Raw genomic sequence first — 18,036 nt, 5'->3', positions numbered from 1 at the left:
TAACGATCTCGTCCTGCTTCACGGGGTGGGGGAATTTACGCGCCCATAAGTAGGGGAAGTTGAACTGCCCGCCGGGGGCATAGCCGCCAGGGCGACAGGCTACGTACTTCGCCATTCGCTTGATCCTGATGGGTGTGTGGCGCGATCCGTCGCAGCCATTATCTGAAGAACCGGGCGCGCTCAGCTTCCGCTATCGGGGCTCAGCAATAGAATCCGGTCGCTCAAGCGGCCATGATGCTGCTTGCTCGCTTGACACGAGCCCGCTAATGGGTGTGGGTAACTAATATTTTTGTACGAAAACGTTTGCTTGGTCGGGTGCTCCTTGAAATGCGAAATTTGGTGACGCCTCCCGGCTGAGACCATATTATGTTTGGCCCCAACACAAGTCTAATCATCGTTTTTTCGTTTCTGATATAGATGCGGTCTATGTAGGGGCTGAGCGCGGTCGATTATCGAAACGCTGCGCGAGACAGCCCGACCGGATGACGCGCTCGGATAACGACGCATGGTGCGCGGGGGCACGCAGATGGCTGCGGACGCTCAGCTGGGAGCGCCCGACATGTCAGTGCGACGAGAACGGCGGCCTTAGATGACGCGGTAGCCACGAGGTCAAGGCCCGCTAGGACGCCGACCTGTGACCACCGGAATTGGAAGCTTTCCGTCTAGTAATTGCGAGGGGTGACGACGAGTACTTCGAGAGACCTTAATGCACGGGTGCGAAGTCTTTATCCTCGACGATGTTCGACGAACGAATCAGCATCACCGACAGCAGCGCAACGAGAAGTGGTAATGCGAGCGCAGCGTAAAATCCGGCCGGTCCACCGTATTCGAGAACTCTACCCCCGATGGCGGAGCCGAATATTGCCCCGAGACGCCCCATACCAATCGCCCATCCAGTGGCTGTTGCACGCAGCGTGGTTGGGTAGGCCTCCACTGTCAGGTAGTTGAGCACGATTTGCTGACCGCCGATACCTAGTCCAGAAGCTCCGACCAGCAGGAAAACGAGGGTCCATGACTCGCCAGATACTGAAAGGCCGATTGAGAGCGCGATTCCCAGCATCATGAGCGCAATCAGAATCAAACGCGTGCTCACCCGCGGTAGCAGAAGGGACAGCGGGACGGCACACACGATGAAGATAGCGTTGACCGTCACTGTTCCCATCGGAGCTTGAGCGGCCGGAAGCCCCGTCGCTTTCAAAACTGTCGGCAGCCAGGACAGAAACATGAACCACGCGACCCAGTTGCAAAAATAGACACACCAAATAGCGGCCGTATTGCGTGTCTTCCCATTTCCGAATAATGCTCGGACGCTTGCACGAGTCGCCGACTTCGGAACTGCGAAGACCGTGTCGCCCGAGACGTGAATGCGCAAGACCTTTGAAAGCAGCTTCTGGACGGACTCGTTATTTCGGCCCTGGGTCTGGCTGATGGAAAAGCTTAGGGACTCGGGCAGGACGAAGAAAAGCACCACCAGCAAGCATAGCGGCGCTGCGCCACCGGCGATAAAGACGCTCTGCCAGCCCAGCAGCGGCATCATCTTTGATGCAAGGAGTGCTCCGACCATGGCACCTGCAGGAAGTCCGAGAAGCACGCCAGTCATGACCGCACCACGATGCCGTGCCGGCCAGAACTCAGCCGCAAGCGCCAGAAGCACCGGCGTGCATCCGCCCATTCCCAAACCAGCGATAAATCGCAGGACCAAAATGAGGTCGGTGTTCTTCGCGAAGGCAGTGAGCAATGACGCCACACTGAACAGCGCAACGCCGTTCAACAGAGCAGGGCGCCGTCCGACTCGGTCGCCAAGTAACCCTAAGGTCATCGCACCCACAGTCATTCCGAGTGTGCCCGCAATCAATATAGGCGCAAGTTCGCTCGGGCGAAGGCCGAAAGCAGCGATAATCGCAGGACCCGTATAGCCGATTGCCTGCGTATCAAAGCCGTCGAAAAGGGTGGTCAAGAAACAAAGCCCGAAAATTACCCACTGAAACGGCCGGACAGGCTCTTTGTCTATTAGCGACGGAATGTCACAAGTTGCGCTCACATCATCTCCATTGAAAAGTGGCTTTGTTTACACGTATGTCGCGATGCTTCGGGACGACGTTTTCCGGTGCAATCACCTGAACTCTGCGCGAAGGACTCGCTTCATGATTAGTAACTCCTCATCGTGCGTGTGCAGCGATGCCTCTAAGCTTTGCGTGAGGTTCGCAACGTCCACGAGCGCTGAGCGGCACTGTCCGATTGCGTCGTCGGCCACGCGAATAACAAGGGCGCGAATTGCTTTGGCTAATGTTTCGTAAAGCAGTTGATAGTCGACGAGGACTTCCTCGTGGCCCAGTGAGGTTACTTCACGGTTTTCGGTGACTACGTCCTCGAAGAGACCACGAGTGTCGAATTTCGTGTCTAGAACGCCGAGTTCTAGCTCATATTCGCGCAGAAGCGTGTCGATTTCTTTCAGGAGAGATGCTCGAGTTGAATTAGACAAGCTGGTGCCAAGCTTCACTAGGTCGCGAGTATTGGAATACTCGTCAAGCAGCTTTGGGAGTTCTGGGACGACAGCCCGCCATAGAGCATTTGCGAGTAGCTCTTGTTTTTGTTCGAGCTTGTCTCTCGCGAAATCAATCGAGGAACGAAGGTGCTGAAGTGAGGAAACGACTTGGCTACTCAGTGCGCCGATGACGTTTTCTTCCAGATGATGTAGCAATACTTCCGCTTGCTTACGGCGCTTGTACGCAAGCGTCGGGGCGGTGATGGCGTGCAGGGCAGCAAAGAGCCGCTCAAACCCTGCTTCATTCATCGCCGCTCGGGTCTGCCCTTGCTTACAAGCCAAGTACGTAGAGACGGATATGGGTGCTTTCAGCAGTTCTCTGGCCACTCCCATTTGCGAGAGCTTCTCGGCTGCTCGGGTGTTGACGTCAGCCTCCTGTTCCGTCCGATTTTCCTGTGTTTTGTTACGCAACACTTTGCAAATCTCGCCTTCGACCTCATCTTCTTCGTAGACATCGCTACGAGTTACAACGGGCAGAAGTGGTTTGTTGCGATGCAGTTCGCGTCCGAGTTCGTCCAACTCCTGAACCTGCCCCGGAGATGTTGAGCTCGTAAGCCACAGCACGCCGTCTGCGCTGTCGGCAAATCGCTGCGTGAGAGCGGCGTTTTCAGATGTGACCGAATGCAACCCAGGTGTGTCGACCAGGACCAGCTTTTCCGCCAGACGGACGCCTTGCAGCCGTGCGGTCGTCTCAGTCACGCCCTCTTTGAAGCGTTCCGGCGTTTCAACAATTTGACCGCCCTCTAGGTAGAAATATTGGACGTGCTTCCCATGAGCGGCAAATCGGTCAGCGAGGAGGTTGCAAAACGAACTTTTTCCTGCGTTGAACTTCCCAAATACGAGCAGCAGCACCTTGTCGTCGTAAGAGTCTGCGAATGCATGGGCCGGCTCATAGCTTCGCCATTGCTCGGTCCATCTGGCCATGCTTTGTTCGACTGAAATGTTGATGGCGTCCGCCTTCCAAGCGACCTCACTTTGCTCGTTCAGGCCGCGCCATGTCAGCCGGCTCGACCGAAGGTGGGTACTCAAGCGCGCAAGCCACTCCTCCATCGAACGGACGATGGTTGTCACATCGAGTGTGATGAACTCAAATGCTTCGACGTCCGCGACGAAGCGCTGCTCGTTGCTTGTGTCGGCCGTCATGCCATGACTTCCAGTGCATTCAGAGAGGTGGATGCTTTTTGCAGAGCGTCGATGGAGGACTCGGTCTCCGAGATTCGCACGGCCAATTCCTTTCGGTCGCTCGAAATCTCGTAGTAGCGAGTGAAGTCCCCCTGCAATTTCTCGCGGCCTGCCTGGGTGCAGAACATCCGGCGTAGGTCTTTCCTGAACTTCACGGAAACGCCCATCACGGCAATCATGACCGTGTTGAGGGCACGTGCGGCGGTTTCTTGCTCTGACGGCAAACCAATAACGCCGTGTCCCGCAAGGAAGCTATCGATTTCGATGCAACCGCGCGAGTAGGCTATCTGGATATAGGCGCGCTCACGTTTTCCCGCCGTCGAGGCGTACGCGTCCTTTGCGGTGTCGGGGATGGAGGCAAAGTCTTCGCCCAAGCCCTCGAGCATTACCTCGATGTCGGAACCCACTTTCTTGATGACGTTCGCGAGCCCTTGGTCAAAAGCCTTCCGTTGCTGGCGTTGTAGGGAGCGGGAGGCTTCGAGCGATGCTTCGCGTTCGCGGATGAGCTGCGCGAGCTCGTCCCGGACTTCTGTGAACAATAGGGATGTTTCATAGGTGCGAGCGGCTGGCACTCGTCCTAGCGCTCCATCGAGCTCGGAATGTAGCTGCGGAATGCCGCTCTTCTCAATGAAGAGCTTTTTGCCTTCGTCGACCCCTTTACGATGTCGCGCCGAAGATACCGCGTTCAATGCGATGCGAGGGAACTGGGCGGTGATGGCGCCTATTACCTTTTGCAGCTCGGACTCGCTGGCGAGCTGGTCGACCTGGGTCAGCACGAAGAGCGTTTGTCTCCGCGTCCGCTCGCTATCTTCAAGCAGTTCGGCGAGCAGAGCCAATTCCTTGGCGTCGAGCTCGCCTTCCTTTCCTGCATGTACGAATAGGCGAATGTCTGCATGCAGCCACGCGGCGTGCGTGGCGTGTCGGTCATCCTCCGTACCCACGTCAGCATCAAGGCCCGGAGCATCCAGCCATCGAACACCCTGGTGGACGCGGTCCGCGAGCTTCACTGTTTCGCGCTTGTCCGCGACGGAAAATGCCTCCTGACCGATGAGCTCGTTCAGGAGGCGACTCTTGCCGTGGTTGTACTTTCCAATGACGGTGACGATGGGCTCGTCATGTCCAAGCAGAATCCCCAAGCGCGCCATGTCGTCTGCGCGACCCGGAAGTACCGCAACGACATCGTGAGTTGCTTGTTGGCGAGTTTCGCTAAGCACGCCGACTCCTTTTCAAACATTGGGTGGGCCATGCCTACTCAGCCAACACAGCAACAGCTTTGATTTCGACGATGTAGCCCGCTGAGCCGCCCAGCATATGGGCTCCGACAGCGGTCCACGCAGGCAGGGGATGCGTGTTGAGGTATCGGTCACGGACCTCCATGAAGAGCGGGAGGTCGCGCATGTCTGTGTGGAAAGTGGTGACATCGACCACGTCGCCGAGCGTTCCGCCCGCTGCTGCGAGCACTGCCTTCAGATTCTCGAAGGCTTGCACAATCTGCGCTTCGCGTTCTTCCACCAGTTTCATGTTGGCGTCACGGCCAATCTGACCGGAGACGTAGACCGTGTTCCCGACCTTGACAGCAGGGGCGTAGCGAATCTTTTCGTACACCGCTTCCATCCCGGCGGGAATAATGGCTTTGCGTTCGTTCACTTTGGCGTCTCCTACTCGTTGTTCTTTTCGAGGACTTAGCCGTTGTCGCCACCGGCAACGGGCAACACGGCGCCTGTGATGTAGCCTGCTTCGTCAGATGCAAGGAAGAGAATGGGCGCGATTTGCTCGTCGAGCGTCCCGTAGCGTTTGAAGAAGGTCGATTCAGTGACCTGCTTCACCGCTTGACCCATCCAGGCCTTTTCCTGCTCGTTGTCTCCGCCGGCATTGCGAGGTACACGTCGCGGAGGTGCTTCGGTTCCGCCGGGTGCTGCAGCGACCACGCGGATGTTGTGCTCGCCATACTCCATTGCGAGCGACTGGGTCATGGCGTTGACTCCGCCCTTGGCCGCGGAGTAGGGCACTCGGCGGATGCCGCGGGTGGCATTCGAGGAGACGTTGACGATGGTTCCGCGACCTTGTGCAAGCATGTGCGGGAGGACCGCGTGGCAGGCGTACAGGGTAGGCATGAGCGAGCGGCGGATTTCCGCATCAATCTGAGCCGGCTCGAACTCTGCGTAGGGCCGCATGCGGATAGCGCCGCCCACGCCGTTGATGAGAATGTCGACTCGTCCAAATTTTTCCACGGCGAATGCCATTGTGGAGGCCGCGCCTTCATAGGTTTCCAGGTCTGCAACGAAGCCTGCAGTGTCGGCACCTGTCGCTTCGGCTGCCACCTCCGAGACGAACTCAGCGCGGTCCACGAACAGAACCTTCGCGCCCTCTGCTGCCGCGCGGAGAGCGACGCCGCGGCCGATGCCCTGCGCAGCGCCGGTGACGACCATAACCTTGCCTTCAAACCTTCGGATGTTCATGAGTCTTCGGTACTACGTTGGGAGTGAACTTCTCGTAGTGGAAGCTGTTCGGCTTCACACCGTTGTCGTCGAAATACTTGCGAACTGCGTCGACCATCGGCGGGGGGCCGCAAAGGTACACGTCGACATCGCCGTCGTTCAGACAATCAGCAGGCATGTGTTGCGTTACCCAACCCTTTCGCGGGTGGCTCGATTCGGCGTCGGCAACCACGGTACTGAACGTAAAGTTCGGCAGTTTCTCCGTGTAGGCCTGGATGGCTTCGACCAACACTAGGTCGAGGTCACGCGTCACGCCGTAGATGAGGTGCACCTTCTGTTGAGAGTTCGCTCGAACCAACACTTCCAACATCGACAAGAACGGGGCTAGGCCTGTACCGCCTGCGAGGAGTAGTAACGGCCGTTCGACAGCTCGCAAATAGAAGATTCCCATCGGTCCGGTCAATTCGACCTTGTTGCCCGGCTGAGCCGATTCGAGCCATGTGCTCATCACGCCACCCGGAATCTTTTTAATCAAAAAGCTGATTTTCGATGCGCCCGGTGTCGAAGAGAACGAGTAGGAGCGATGTTGGCCGCTGCCGGGCACGTCGATATTCACGTACTGACCGGCAAGGAAAACCGGAGCCGGTCCATCCACGTCCAGCTCGAGTACCACCGCAGCGTCCTTGTGCTGCTCGATACTCGTGACGGTCGCCCCGAACTTGCTGTGCTCCGTCTTGCACGACGTCGACGACGCCGGAACCGCGATAACGCAATCGCTTTGCGGCACCATCTGGCATGTCAGCACGAGACCGCTCTCCTTTTCGTCGTCGGTCAGCGCATCCTCGATGTAGTCATCACCCAAGTCGTACGTGCCGCTCTCGGCGTGACACTTGCAGGTGCCGCACACACCATCGGAGCAGTCCATCGGCAGGTTAATCTTGGCGCGAAAAGCGGCATCGAGGACCTTTTCGCCGGCTTTGCATTCAACGAACCGGGTTACGCCGTCTTCAAAGTTTAGTGCGATGTTGTAGCTGGACATGTTGCCTCCTACTTCCTTTCTCTTCCGATTAGCGTCAGACGTGATAGACGTCGAGCACTTGCCGGATATAGTCGTTCTTCAGCGCAATCTTCTTGCTGGAAATCAGCAAGCGGTCGTCGACCTTGCGGAAGGTGACGTACATCGTGCCAAAGTACTGGTCGGTAATCTTGTAGCGATGACTGAGCGTGTTGAAGTTGTATCGAACGTCTACTTCGTTATCACGTTCAGCCAGCACTTCAACATTTGTTACAGTGTGATTCGTGCGCGGCTCTGGCATCGAAGCGCCGCTTCGCTCGGTCTTGATGCGAAATACCCTGTCTTCCAAGCCACCGCGGTCCGGGTAGTACATCAGCGAGATTTGGCTCTGAGGGTCCTCGGTGAGGTTGTCGTCGTCGTCCCACGCCGGCATCCAGTAGCTGACGTCTTCCGTGTAGCACGCGAGCCACTCGTCCCACTGGCGGTCATCCAGAAACCGCGCTTCTTGATAGAGCGCATTGCAAATCTTGTGATATTCGAAGCTCATACCGTCGCCTCCGCTTGTTCTTTCTGAAGGGCTTCGCGCATCACTTTCGCCCAGTATTCGTGCTGAACCACGAAAAGGCCTTCGTCTTCGCTGCGCTCGCCCGAGATGACCGGATTCAGGCCCATACCCTTCGCGTTGTCGTCGGGTCCGTGGACCCAAAGCGGCGCGCCGCGCGACATGTCATTCCACATCGACGTCGTAGGACCGTAACCGGCTTGGCAAGCACGGAATTCTTCGAGGTCGTCGCTCGTGCCCATGCCCGAGACGTTGAAGAAGTCTTCGTATTGCCGAATGCGCACAGCGCGGCTTTCTGCGCTTTCACCCTTCGGAGCAAAGCAGAAAATGCTGACCTCAGTCTTGTCGACGCTAATCGGACGGACCACACGAATTTGTGTACTGAATTGGTCCATCAGGAACACATTCGGATAGAGGCACAGATTGCGGGTCTGATTGACGATGTAATTCGCCTTGTCTTCACCGACACGTGCGGCGATTTCAGCGCGATGCTGATAGACCGGGCGAACCTCAGGGTTCATCGTCTTGGTCCACAACAAGATGTGACCATGCTCGAATCCATAGACGCCCGCGACCGACTTGCTCCAGCTGTTCGCATCGACGGCCTTGGTGCCTTCGACCTTGCGGCGACCCATCGTCGCAGCGTAGTTCCAGTGAACGGTGCTGACGTGATAGCCGTCACAGCCGTTTTCCATCTGCATCTTCCAGTTACCCTCGTAGATGTACGAGGAATTGCCGCGCAACACTTCGAGACCGTCCGGCGCTTGCGAGACGATTTGGTCGATGATGACCTTTGTCTCGCCAAGATAGTCCTCGAGCGGCAGCACGTCTTCGCTCAGGCTGCCGAACAAGAAGCCGCGATAGTTCTGGAAGCGGGCGACCTTCTTCAGGTCATGGGAGCCCTGCTTGTTGAACTGCACCGGATACTCGGTGGTCTTTTCGTCTTTCACCTTCAGAAGCTTGCCGGCGTTCGAAAACGTCCAGCCGTGAAACGGGCAGGTGAAGCTACCCTTGTTGCCATGCTTGCGACGGCAAAGCATTGCGCCCTTGTGCGCGCATGCGTTGATGACCGCGTGAAGCTCACCGGTCTTGTCGCGCGTAATGACGACTGGTTGACGACCAATCCACGTGGTGTAGTAGTCGTTGTTGTTCGGAACCTGGCTTTCATGCGCGAGGTACACCCAGTTGCTCTCGAAGATGTGCTTCATCTCGAGTTCGTACAAGTCCGTATTCGTGAAGATGTCGCGGCGGCAGCGGAAAACACCGTTTTCCTTGTCATCCTGAACGGCGTTGCTGAGCAAATCGTCCAGTTGTTGTGCTTTATCAATAGTTGCGGACATGAGTCGTCTCCCTATGCGGACTTCGTGATGAAGCCCTCGGCATCGGTACAGAAAGTTCGTGCGAGGGTAGGGCGGCCTAGCGAGAGGCCGCCCGGTGAGCAGTTACGCCGTCGCTGCTGCGCGCGGGCGATTTACCAGTTGGTTGTCTTTGCCCTGAACCAGCGGAGTCAACTCGATGTTGAACTCAATTTCCTTGTACGCGTCGGCCTTGAGGCCAAGTGCTGCGCCGCCAGTCTTTTCAACCACGTGCGGCACGAGCTCTTCGCGAGTCGCGTAAGCAAAGTCGTCCCAAATCAGCGGGTCGCCTTCGATGTTGATTTGCGTCGTGAGCTTGCGGGTCTTGTCGCTGGTCACAAAGAAGTGGACGTGCGCCGGACGGTTGCCATGGCGAGCAATCGTATTAAGCAATTGTTGCGTTGCGCCGTGCGGCGGGCAGCCGTAGCCGACGGGCATGAGCGTGCGGAATTCGTACTTGCCGTCAGCGCCGGTCTTCACCGCACCGCGGAGGTTGAAGTCGTCTTGCGCGCCGGTCGGGTCGAAGTGCGAATAGAAGCCCTTCGAGTTGGCGTGCCAGCATTCGACGACCGCGTCTGCCACGGGTTTGCCGTCCGGGCCAGTCACCGTGCCGCGGATAACGAGCGGACCAGCATCTTCATCTGCGTTGATATCAATCTTTGAGACACCGTCGTGCAGCGGGGCGCCGGCAACGTACAGCGGACCCTCGATAGTGCGCGGCGTACCACCGTTGATTTCAGCTTCGCGGTCCGCTGCATCCATGCGGATGTCGAGATACTTCTCAAGACCGAGCCCGGCAGCCAGGAGAGCGGCCTCGCCGTCTTGTCCAAGCTTGTTGAAGTAGGTGACGCCTGCCCAAATCTCGTCGGGCGTCATGTCGAGTTCGTCGATGGCCTTGAACAGGTCGCTCAACAAGCGATGGGTAATCTGCTTCGCGCGCTCATTGCCATCTTGGCTTCCAAGGTTCGCAGCGGCCTTCAGAAGGTCCTGTACTTCTTTCGTATCGAACACATTCACGCTCATTTCTGCTCCTGGCTCTTCAGTATTTTGTGGGGGTTAACCCTTGTTTTGCCGCGTCCCGGATATGCTCGGAAGGTATAGTTGCGGGCAAATCAAAGCATGAATGGCAGAATAATGGCCTCAAACAGGCCAGTCCAAGACTGATTTAGTATTGGGCTATATCAAGGAGGTATTGAGATGGAGCTTCGCCATCTGCGCTACTTCGTGGCAGTCGCCGAGGAACGTAATTTCACGCGAGCAGCGCAGCGACTCCATATCGCGCAGCCGCCATTGAGTCGGCAGATACAGCAACTCGAAGAGACGTTGGGCGTGCAATTGTTCGAGCGGAACTCCCGCCCGCTCAAGCTCACCGAAACAGGAAAGTTCTTCTATTCACACGCAGTTCAGTTGCTGGCGCAGACAGCGGAACTTGAATCAATGACGCGGCGTGTGGGCAATATCGAGCGCAGTCTCTCGGTCGGTTTCGTCGGCTCGACCTTATACGGCATGCTGCCGAAAATCATTCGGCGTTTCCGCGACGAAAACGCCACTGTCGAGCTCAGCCTTCATGAGATGTCGACGATGGACCAGATTCGAGCACTGAAGGATGGTCGCATCGACGTTGGATTCGGCCGTATTCGTCATGAGGATGCGAACATCCGCCGTGTGATTCTCCGCGAAGAGAAAATGATTGTCGCGCTTCCGGTCGGCCATCCACTCTCGCTTTCGAAGCCTGTACTTGCGCTTCGAGACCTCATCCACGAAACACTTATTATCTTTCCTAAGGCGCCAAGACCGAGCTATGCAGACCAAGTTCTCTCTGCATTCCAGAACCGAGCGCTCACGCCTCGGAGCATCTATGAGGTGCGAGAACTGCAGATTGCGCTAGGCTTGGTCGCCGCGGGGGAAGGAATCTCTGTCGTCCCGAGCAGCGTCTACGGCCTGAAGCGAGACGATGTGAGCTACAAGGAGCTGGATGACCCGACTCTCACGTCACCAATCATTATGAGTATGCGTGCGATGGACGAGTCGCGCGACATCAACGAAATGCTGGAACTCATTTACCGGCTCTACGAGGAAGAGCAGATTCCCTATGTCCCCCGGACGGACAAGGGATGAAGGACGGTTATACCTCGCGGGTATGGCGCTAGACGTCGATGGTCTTGGACAAGCTAATATTGCCCGCGCAATACTTCGGCAACTAATCCACTTCGTCATTCCAGGTATGAACGCCCAAATTACATCTGTCGAAGCAATTTTGGTCGACCTTCCGACCATTCGCGCGCATCAGCTTTCCATGGCGACGATGCAGCAACAAACTATGGTCATCATCCGCCTGCGTTCGAGCGACGGGATTGAGGGCATCGGCGAAGCTACGACCATCGGTGGTCTGTCCTACGGGGAGGAAAGCCCTGAGGGCATTAAGCTGACCATCGACACCTATCTGGCGCAGGCGCTGGTCGGGCTGGATGCGACCAACATCAATGCGGCCATGCTTAAGCTGAACAAGGTTGCCCGTGGCAACCGGTTCGCTAAATCGGGGATTGAGACAGCACTGTTGGACGCACAAGGAAAGCGGCTAGGCGTGCCGGTCGCGGCGCTGCTCGGTGGTGCCGTCCGCAAGACGCTTCCGGTCCTGTGGACTCTTGCAAGCGGTGACACCAACCGTGACATCGAGGAAGCTGAGACGCTTCTGGCCGAACGTCGGCACAACACGTTCAAGCTGAAGATTGGTCGTCGCAGCGTGCGTGATGACGTGGCCCACGTGTCAAAAATCAAAGCGGCGCTTGGCGACCGCGCGAAAGTTACGGTAGACGTCAACCAGGCGTGGACCGAAGTCGATGCGGCTCTGGGCATCGAAGCATTGCAGGCTGCAGGCATCGACCTCATTGAGCAACCGACGCCGCGTGAGCACCGCAGCGCGCTCGCCCGACTCGCCGCCCGATTTACAGTGCCCATTATGGCCGACGAGGGGGTTACTGGTCCGGAGGACGCACTCGAACTCGTGCGCGGCGCCTGTGCCGACGTGTTTGCGCTCAAGATAGCTAAGTCCGGCGGTATTTACGGAATGATGCGTACGGCGGCCGTTGCAGACGCTGCAGGGGTACTGCTTTACGGCGGAACGATGCTCGAGGGCAGCATTGGCTCTATTGCTTCGGCACACGGTTTCAGCGCGCTTCCGCAATTGGCGTGGGGCACTGAACTCTTTGGACCGCTGCTGCTCAAGGATGACATTGTGACCGCGCGTCCTCACTACCGCGACTTTGACCTGCATATCCCGGAAGGCCCGGGACTCGGGCTGCAAATCGACGAAGAGAAACTCGCGTTCTACCGCCGCGACAAGAAGGCCTAAACGCGCAGCACCAAAAACACTCGCAATGGCACTCCTCCCCCTCGCATGCAGAAAGAGTGCCTCGCCTCAGGAGGAAACATGCTGTATCTCGTAAGAATGGACGTACACCTGCCGCACGACATGCCGACGGCACAGGCTGACGAAATCAAAGCCCGCGAAAAGGTCTACTCGCAGGAGTTGCAGCGAGCAGGAAAGTGGCAGCAGCTGCATCGCGTCGTCGGTGAGTACGCGAACTACAGCGTCTTTGATGTCGACTCGCACGACGAACTGCACACCATCCTGTCGGCTTTGCCTCTGTTTCCCTATATGACGATGCAAGTAACGCCGCTCGCACGTCATCCGTCGTCGATTCGCTAAGGGCAGCGGCTGCCTCTATGCGTCAGGACACAAACGGTACTTCGACATCCGTCGCTTCCTTAACGTAGGTCCCGCTGCACCTTCATTTTCACTCGAGTCCTACGTACCCGCAGTCAAGTCGAACATTGAATGCAGCTACGTCTACATCCTCCAACTCGGGCGCCGCGGAGCCAACGGGCGCAAGAAATGTGAGTAAGACGTTGAAGTCGACATTATCGATAACATCAACCGTATTCTGACCGACACGGACGAAGTCTCGGTCCGTTCCGTCGCGAACCGAGAAGGAAAAGTAGACTTCGAAGCGAATCTGCGCTTTGACTTGGATTTCGATGGTCCACTCATTTTCGTTTGCGGAGGTCACGGTCGTATGTCCGTCCATCAACTCCAGGTCGATGAGTTCCATGTCGACGACTTCTTCGTCGAACGAGTACTCGGAGGCGGCGTCGACCGTAATCGACAAGCCCCATAGCGCATCCGAGATGTAGGATTCGACTCGCTTCGCATCTGGGTCGGTATCGAGCCAGTTTTGAAGGGTGACGGCAAACCGAATTGCAGCCGCTGGATGTTGAAACAAGCCGATGGCGTAGGCGAGGTCGTCAACGGCGTGGAGGCGCAAGGACCCCGCGCAGAATTGCTTCCAGTCATTGTCGTGTGATACGACGACGATGTGCGTGTTGTTCTCGGTCGCCCACGCCTCCAGGGACAACAATGCGATAGCGTCGGGGAACTCGGCTTTCTTTTCTCCGCTTTTTGCAAACGGCGGCTGAGCCACTATGTATCGGCGTTGAAGTTCCGAGACACTGACCAATCCCTCGGGTGACAGGGTGACAGTTCCTGTGCGCTTCAAAAATTCCGCAAGGCGCGAGCGCGCGACTTCTTCGGGCTTCTTTTCTCCGAGCAGTTCGGCTTGAATCCTTTCTTGCATGTCACGGGCTAAGCCCAAGCCGAACTCAGCTTCTTTGAGAGCCTTACGGAGAGCGCGTGCAGAGGTAACCGCACGTTCTTCGGAGTGCCGTGTCACCTCATCGTGGACCAAATCCGGCATAAGGAGCCGAATCGGAGCTCCGTCGGAAAACTGCTCGAGCTGTTTGAGAAGGCCTCGTTCGAATGTCCCCTTCAGTCCATCGTAGACACTTGTATCGACGCAAAGTGCACTGAAAAGGCCAATGCTGGCCAGCCACTCCGCTGCCTCTCTGGTTCCAAAGTCTTCTTTTCGCATCTATTCTCTGCGCCCATGCTGTGGTTACGTCCGCGCTCTGTTATGTCACCCCGGCAGCTTGTCGCAAGCGTGACGGTCTGCAATCGGGGAGAGCGTAAGCGTTGTTGATGAGCCACCGGACCCGCCGCTGTCCATGACGACAAGCGTAGCGTCTTGCTTCCCCGCTGCGGAAAGCCGAAACACCCTAGTTTCGTTTCCCGGGTAGCCCTCCTTGCAAAGCAGCGCCGCTTGCACGGAAGCTTGCTTAAGCGAGGGAAGAGGGTCAAATTGACATACCTCATATAAGCTTCCAAAGCACAGTTTGCCATCGAATCCGGGCACGATTTCGATAGTCTGCGGGCCGAACTTCGGCGGAAGCACCGTTTGCATCGTAACCGACCAGCCGAGTTCTTCCTTCTTCTTCCGCAGCACCGTACTCGGAATACCCATGACGTTGACGCGCACGAGCCCATGACGCATCGCCCACTTTGGGGTGTCGACGTACCCGTTGTCCGTCCATTGAATCGCCGAGTCCACTGCCAAATCCCAGCCTACATTTTGCTTGGGTGCGACCATTAAAAGCCCGATTAGATTGCCCAGCTCAAGTGAAGGTTGCCCCTCGAGGCTTGGCGGAAAAACGGGGCGCGCCACTGAAGCAGCTACGGTCTGTGACGCCGCTGAGGCCGGCGCAGTCACAGCTGAACGCGCGGACGCTGTCGCGGATTTGGAGGGAGAAACCTCAGACGTCTTATTGCATGCTCCCACAAGCAACACGGCACAACTGATGCTCGCAAATTGAAGACAAAATTTCTTGCTCATATATCCTCGTGTACGCCTTTTTTATAAGTTCAACGACGACTTCACAGCCGTGGCCGCGTCGGAACAAGTGCTCGTAACAGCAACGTATCCGCACGTAGCCGGGTCGCGAAAATCCAGCTGCGAGAGCGCCAAGCGCAGCGGCTCAGGGATGTCTTCACCCACGATTCGTTTCCAGCTACCTCGGTTTCCATTGAGGCGATATTCGTCGTTCCGTCCAAAGGAACCGGTGGCTTTGATTGCATGCGCTTCCCATGCGAGGATGTCAGCGCCTTCGGGGACATTGCAGACGAGTGTAATCACGCAGCGATGATTCCTGTCGTTTGCCAGCGCTAGCCCCCTGTGCACGCGGCGATACTTGTCTTTGCAGCCCGCGAGCATTCGCGCAATCTTGCCCTGGTAATGCTCAAGCGGTCTTACATGGTCATCTGCCTTCCCAACGTATTTTGCGTAAGGCGCGCCATTCACATCAAACGACTGAGCAAAGTAGAGCATCGGCCTGTTTAGCTCTACGCCGAGGTTGACTTGTTGGAAGACTAACGGCTTGCCGGAGTACGTCGGTGTGTGCGCCGGCAACGCCGCAGATTCTGCGCCGCGCCTTTTTGGCGTGGCCGGTCCGGGGCGCTGACCTCCCTTCGGCCTGCTGCCGTTAAAAACCTGTGCGAGGTCCTCGCCAACCATCCGGAGTAGCTCATCACGAGTCGCAGGAGCTGCGACATTCTTTTCGGAAAAGCGAGGACGTTTGAACGCACCGCTCTTCTTCGCTCGCAGAATCCGAATACCTCTGACGCTGCCGTCAGGCCACGACCAGCTGTAGCCGCCGTGCTTAAGCGCATTGACGAGCAAATATTCGTGTGTCTCGGCCAATATCTGGCGCATTGCTTCAGGCGACAACGGCTTCATGATTGCACAGGCGGGACAAATATCGCGCATCGTACCGCCTCACGATGTGCTCCGCCTATGAGTGAAGTCAAGATTGCGAACTTTCGACCGTTATACGGTAGTGGATGAATCCGACGCACTAATCACAAGCTAGCGCGGCCCTCTGAGCGTCTTCTGTCTTTGCTTCTGGCTCTCCTGCGAACGAAGGCCGGCATAGTGTTCAAGAAAATTTGATGAAGCGTGCAGACGATGGCGACTAACAGGCTGTTGAAAAACGAATTTCGGCGGCCCAAAACGCCAATTTCATGGGTCCCTTACCCCTCACCCATATCGCATGAGCGGCGTATGGAGCGTTTTGAGAGGTCGAAAAATTTTTGGTCCGAACAGTTCAGAGGTTTTTCAACAGCCTGCTAAAAGAAATTCGCCGCATGTTCTCAAGTCTCATCTACCAATGCCGTTATATCCCGCATGACACGTCTTGCGCGCGTTTAAATCTCGACTGACTACGCGCTGCTTTACTTTCGATAGAGGAAACATGGGAATCGAAGACTATTTCGAGCAAGCGGCTGCAAAGCAAGCGGACTTAGCGGAGCGAATCTACTGCGACGGGAAGACTATCTTTATTAGGATTGGCGTAACTTCCATACTCAAGTCTGTTCCTGTCAATCAGGTCAAAACCCCTGAAGGTCTGCTCCGCTGGACATACGAGTTGGCTCGGCATTCTTGGATGGATAGTGACCGGTTGCGCCGATTCATCGAGGTCGCGGGCGAAGCGGGAGGCGTCAAGTTTCAAGAGTAGCCGACGACTCGACCGTCTTCCGTCGCGTGCCTTGAACGTCTGCCGGCAAGGGCGCATCACGGGGTGTAGTGACGGAGTCCTCCGCGATAAGTTGCCGGCCCGTCGGTGGTGGTGGGCATGCAGTTGTAGTCGGACTGAGTCAAGGCGTCAGCAACGTACCATCTGAAATGGTATCGGCAGCTAAGAACAGAGGGGGAATGCAACTGTGGTCAACTATCGCCAGCTATCGATGGCACTAGCTCTGAGTACGGCTGGTTTAGTTTATGGAGCGAGTCCGCAAGGCGGGCAGGTATCAGCAAAACCGGACGCCATAGCGGTCCCGGCAACGCGCTCGGGGACATACGTTGTTACCCCGAGGTTTGATAACGCCGGTGCGTTCTCCGAGGGGCTCGCTGCAGTCCAGGTTGGTGACAAATGGGGATTCATCGACAGGACCGGAAGCCTGGTAATCAAACCACAGTTCAACCCTGGTCAAGCCCAATACAATGCCAAGTTTGCCGACGGACTGGCTGCGGTCAACTTCCAACCGGGGGGCGATGGTGCTCGCTGGGGATTTATTGATAAGCGCGGCGCTGTTGTCATCAATCCGCAGTTCGACGGCGACTACTACACTCCGCCGTTTTTTTCGGAAGGCCGTGCGGCCATCAAAGTCGGTGCAAGATACGGCTACATCGACAAGACCGGAAGCTTTGTCATTGCGCCAATGTTCGACGAGGCGCGTTGGTTTTCGGAAGGCCTAGCAGTGGTGAAAACAGGTGGCAAATATGGCTACGTCGACAGGGCCGGTATGGTGGCCATCCAACCGACCTTTGATTCAGCCGGAGCCTTCAAGGACGGCCTCGCAGTAGTGACTATCGGCGGAAGGTGCGGTTTCATCAATCGAACCGGTGTGCTAGCGGTCAAGCCGCAGTTCGAGCTACTCGACACTGTTTCTGATGGCCTTGCACAGTTTGCCGTGTCCAATCCGTATCACACTGACGAGAAAGGGCAGGTTGCTCAAGATGCCCCGGCACCGCAGGACGACGGAGCGTGGAAATACGGCTATGTCGATAGAACCGGTCGGGTTGTTATTGCACCTCAGTTCGAGTTGACGCTCATGAACCAGCTCGGGGGAAGTTTCGTTGAGGGATTGGCCGTCGTCGAGTTCGGCACGTCGGCGACACCGACTCGTCGAGCGCAGCGGGGTAAATTCGGCTTTATCGATAAAGCTGGGCGCTTGGCCATAAATCCGCAGTACGACTTCGCCTCGAGCTTTTCTGATGGGCTTGCCGTGGTAGAAGTCGACGGAAAATACGGATACATCGACCATACCGGCAATATGATTATCGAAGCACAGTTCGAGCAAGCAGACAGTTTTTCAGAAGGCTTAGCATGGGTACGGCTCGGTACTAAGTTCGGCTTTATCCGCCGCTAGTTACCGGCAAGAGGCTCATTTCTTGGTCCTGACCCAAAGAAAGCGGGACTGTCCAAATTTTTGTGTGCAAGGCGGATGAAGCTTCCAGTCAGGACACTCATCGTGATCCTAGAAGCTGGGC

The 18,036-nt window shown here is 56.7% G+C and carries 17 protein-coding genes; 5 read left to right on the top strand and 12 right to left on the bottom strand.

From position 1 onward, the window contains the following. Positions 1-703: 703 nt before the first annotated feature. The 9 genes from AWB74_RS40735 to catA form a co-directional block, all read right to left on the bottom strand. Complete coding sequence (locus AWB74_RS40735) at positions 704-2,041, bottom strand: MFS transporter (RefSeq protein WP_061152216.1); 1,338 nt, start codon at positions 2,039-2,041, stop codon at positions 704-706. Positions 2,042-2,113: 72 nt separating this feature from the next. After that, on the bottom strand, positions 2,114-3,688 hold the full coding sequence (locus AWB74_RS40730; RefSeq protein WP_061152215.1) for a dynamin family protein: 1,575 nt from the start codon (positions 3,686-3,688) through the stop codon (positions 2,114-2,116). Then, the gene (locus AWB74_RS40725; RefSeq protein WP_061152214.1) at positions 3,685-4,941 is read right to left on the bottom strand and encodes a GTPase; all 1,257 of its coding nucleotides are present in this window, start codon (positions 4,939-4,941) and stop codon (positions 3,685-3,687) included. The genes AWB74_RS40730 and AWB74_RS40725 overlap by 4 nt, the downstream gene beginning before the upstream one ends. Before the next feature lie 34 nt (positions 4,942-4,975). Beyond that, a complete protein-coding gene (locus AWB74_RS40720; RefSeq protein ID WP_061152213.1) occupies positions 4,976-5,374 on the bottom strand; it encodes a RidA family protein in 399 nt (132 codons plus the stop codon). 35 nt (positions 5,375-5,409) lie between these two features. Continuing rightward, positions 5,410-6,186 (bottom strand): benzoate diol dehydrogenase BenD, encoded by a 777-nt coding sequence (gene benD / locus AWB74_RS40715; RefSeq protein WP_061152212.1) that lies wholly within the window; start codon positions 6,184-6,186, stop codon positions 5,410-5,412. Then, positions 6,167-7,204: a benzoate 1,2-dioxygenase electron transfer component BenC gene (gene benC / locus AWB74_RS40710; protein ID WP_061152211.1), complete on the bottom strand. Its 1,038-nt coding sequence runs from the start codon at positions 7,202-7,204 to the stop codon at positions 6,167-6,169. Before benC ends, benD begins: the two co-directional genes overlap by 20 nt. Before the next feature lie 34 nt (positions 7,205-7,238). After that, positions 7,239-7,727, bottom strand: coding sequence for a benzoate 1,2-dioxygenase small subunit (gene benB, locus AWB74_RS40705; RefSeq protein WP_061152210.1), 489 nt, complete (start codon positions 7,725-7,727; stop codon positions 7,239-7,241). After that, positions 7,724-9,082, bottom strand: coding sequence for a Rieske 2Fe-2S domain-containing protein (locus AWB74_RS40700; protein WP_061152209.1), 1,359 nt, complete (start codon positions 9,080-9,082; stop codon positions 7,724-7,726). Before AWB74_RS40700 ends, benB begins: the two co-directional genes overlap by 4 nt. A 102-nt stretch (positions 9,083-9,184) precedes the next feature. Next, a complete protein-coding gene (catA, locus tag AWB74_RS40695) occupies positions 9,185-10,120 on the bottom strand; it encodes a catechol 1,2-dioxygenase (protein WP_061152208.1) in 936 nt (311 codons plus the stop codon). Between the two features lie 174 nt (positions 10,121-10,294). On the opposite strand from catA, the gene AWB74_RS40690 reads away from it, so the two are divergent. The 3 genes from AWB74_RS40690 (at position 10,295) to catC (ending at position 12,806) form a co-directional block, all read left to right on the top strand. Then, positions 10,295-11,215: a LysR family transcriptional regulator gene (locus tag AWB74_RS40690; RefSeq protein WP_061152207.1), complete on the top strand. Its 921-nt coding sequence runs from the start codon at positions 10,295-10,297 to the stop codon at positions 11,213-11,215. Positions 11,216-11,321: 106 nt separating this feature from the next. Further along, positions 11,322-12,449, top strand: a complete 1,128-nt coding sequence (locus AWB74_RS40685; RefSeq protein WP_061152206.1) for a muconate/chloromuconate family cycloisomerase — start codon at positions 11,322-11,324, stop codon at positions 12,447-12,449. A gap of 78 nt (positions 12,450-12,527) precedes the next feature. After that, positions 12,528-12,806, top strand: coding sequence for a muconolactone Delta-isomerase (catC, locus tag AWB74_RS40680; RefSeq protein WP_061152205.1), 279 nt, complete (start codon positions 12,528-12,530; stop codon positions 12,804-12,806). Positions 12,807-12,894: 88 nt separating this feature from the next. On the opposite strand, the gene AWB74_RS40675 is transcribed toward catC, so the two are convergent. From AWB74_RS40675 to AWB74_RS40665, 3 genes are read right to left on the bottom strand one after another with little or no spacing between them, the layout of a single operon-like run. Further along, entirely contained in the window at positions 12,895-14,025 is a 1,131-nt protein-coding gene (locus AWB74_RS40675; RefSeq protein WP_061152204.1) for a PIN domain-containing protein, read from the bottom strand. Positions 14,026-14,070: 45 nt separating this feature from the next. Beyond that, on the bottom strand, positions 14,071-14,823 hold the full coding sequence (locus AWB74_RS40670) for a hypothetical protein (protein WP_143749457.1): 753 nt from the start codon (positions 14,821-14,823) through the stop codon (positions 14,071-14,073). A 21-nt stretch (positions 14,824-14,844) separates the two neighbouring features. Next, positions 14,845-15,753, bottom strand: a complete 909-nt coding sequence (locus AWB74_RS40665) for a hypothetical protein (RefSeq protein ID WP_143749456.1) — start codon at positions 15,751-15,753, stop codon at positions 14,845-14,847. Positions 15,754-16,237: 484 nt separating this feature from the next. On the opposite strand from AWB74_RS40665, the gene AWB74_RS40660 reads away from it, so the two are divergent. Both AWB74_RS40660 and AWB74_RS40655 read left to right on the top strand, forming a co-directional pair. Beyond that, on the top strand, positions 16,238-16,501 hold the full coding sequence (locus tag AWB74_RS40660) for a hypothetical protein (RefSeq protein WP_061152201.1): 264 nt from the start codon (positions 16,238-16,240) through the stop codon (positions 16,499-16,501). Between the two features lie 205 nt (positions 16,502-16,706). Beyond that, the gene (locus AWB74_RS40655) at positions 16,707-17,915 is read left to right on the top strand and encodes a WG repeat-containing protein (protein WP_143749455.1); all 1,209 of its coding nucleotides are present in this window, start codon (positions 16,707-16,709) and stop codon (positions 17,913-17,915) included. The last annotated feature ends 121 nt before the right edge of the window (positions 17,916-18,036 follow it).

Source organism: Caballeronia arvi (assembly GCF_001544695.2).
Taxonomy (GTDB): domain Bacteria; phylum Pseudomonadota; class Gammaproteobacteria; order Burkholderiales; family Burkholderiaceae; genus Caballeronia; species Caballeronia arvi.
This window is presented reverse-complemented; position numbering and strand designations above follow the sequence as displayed.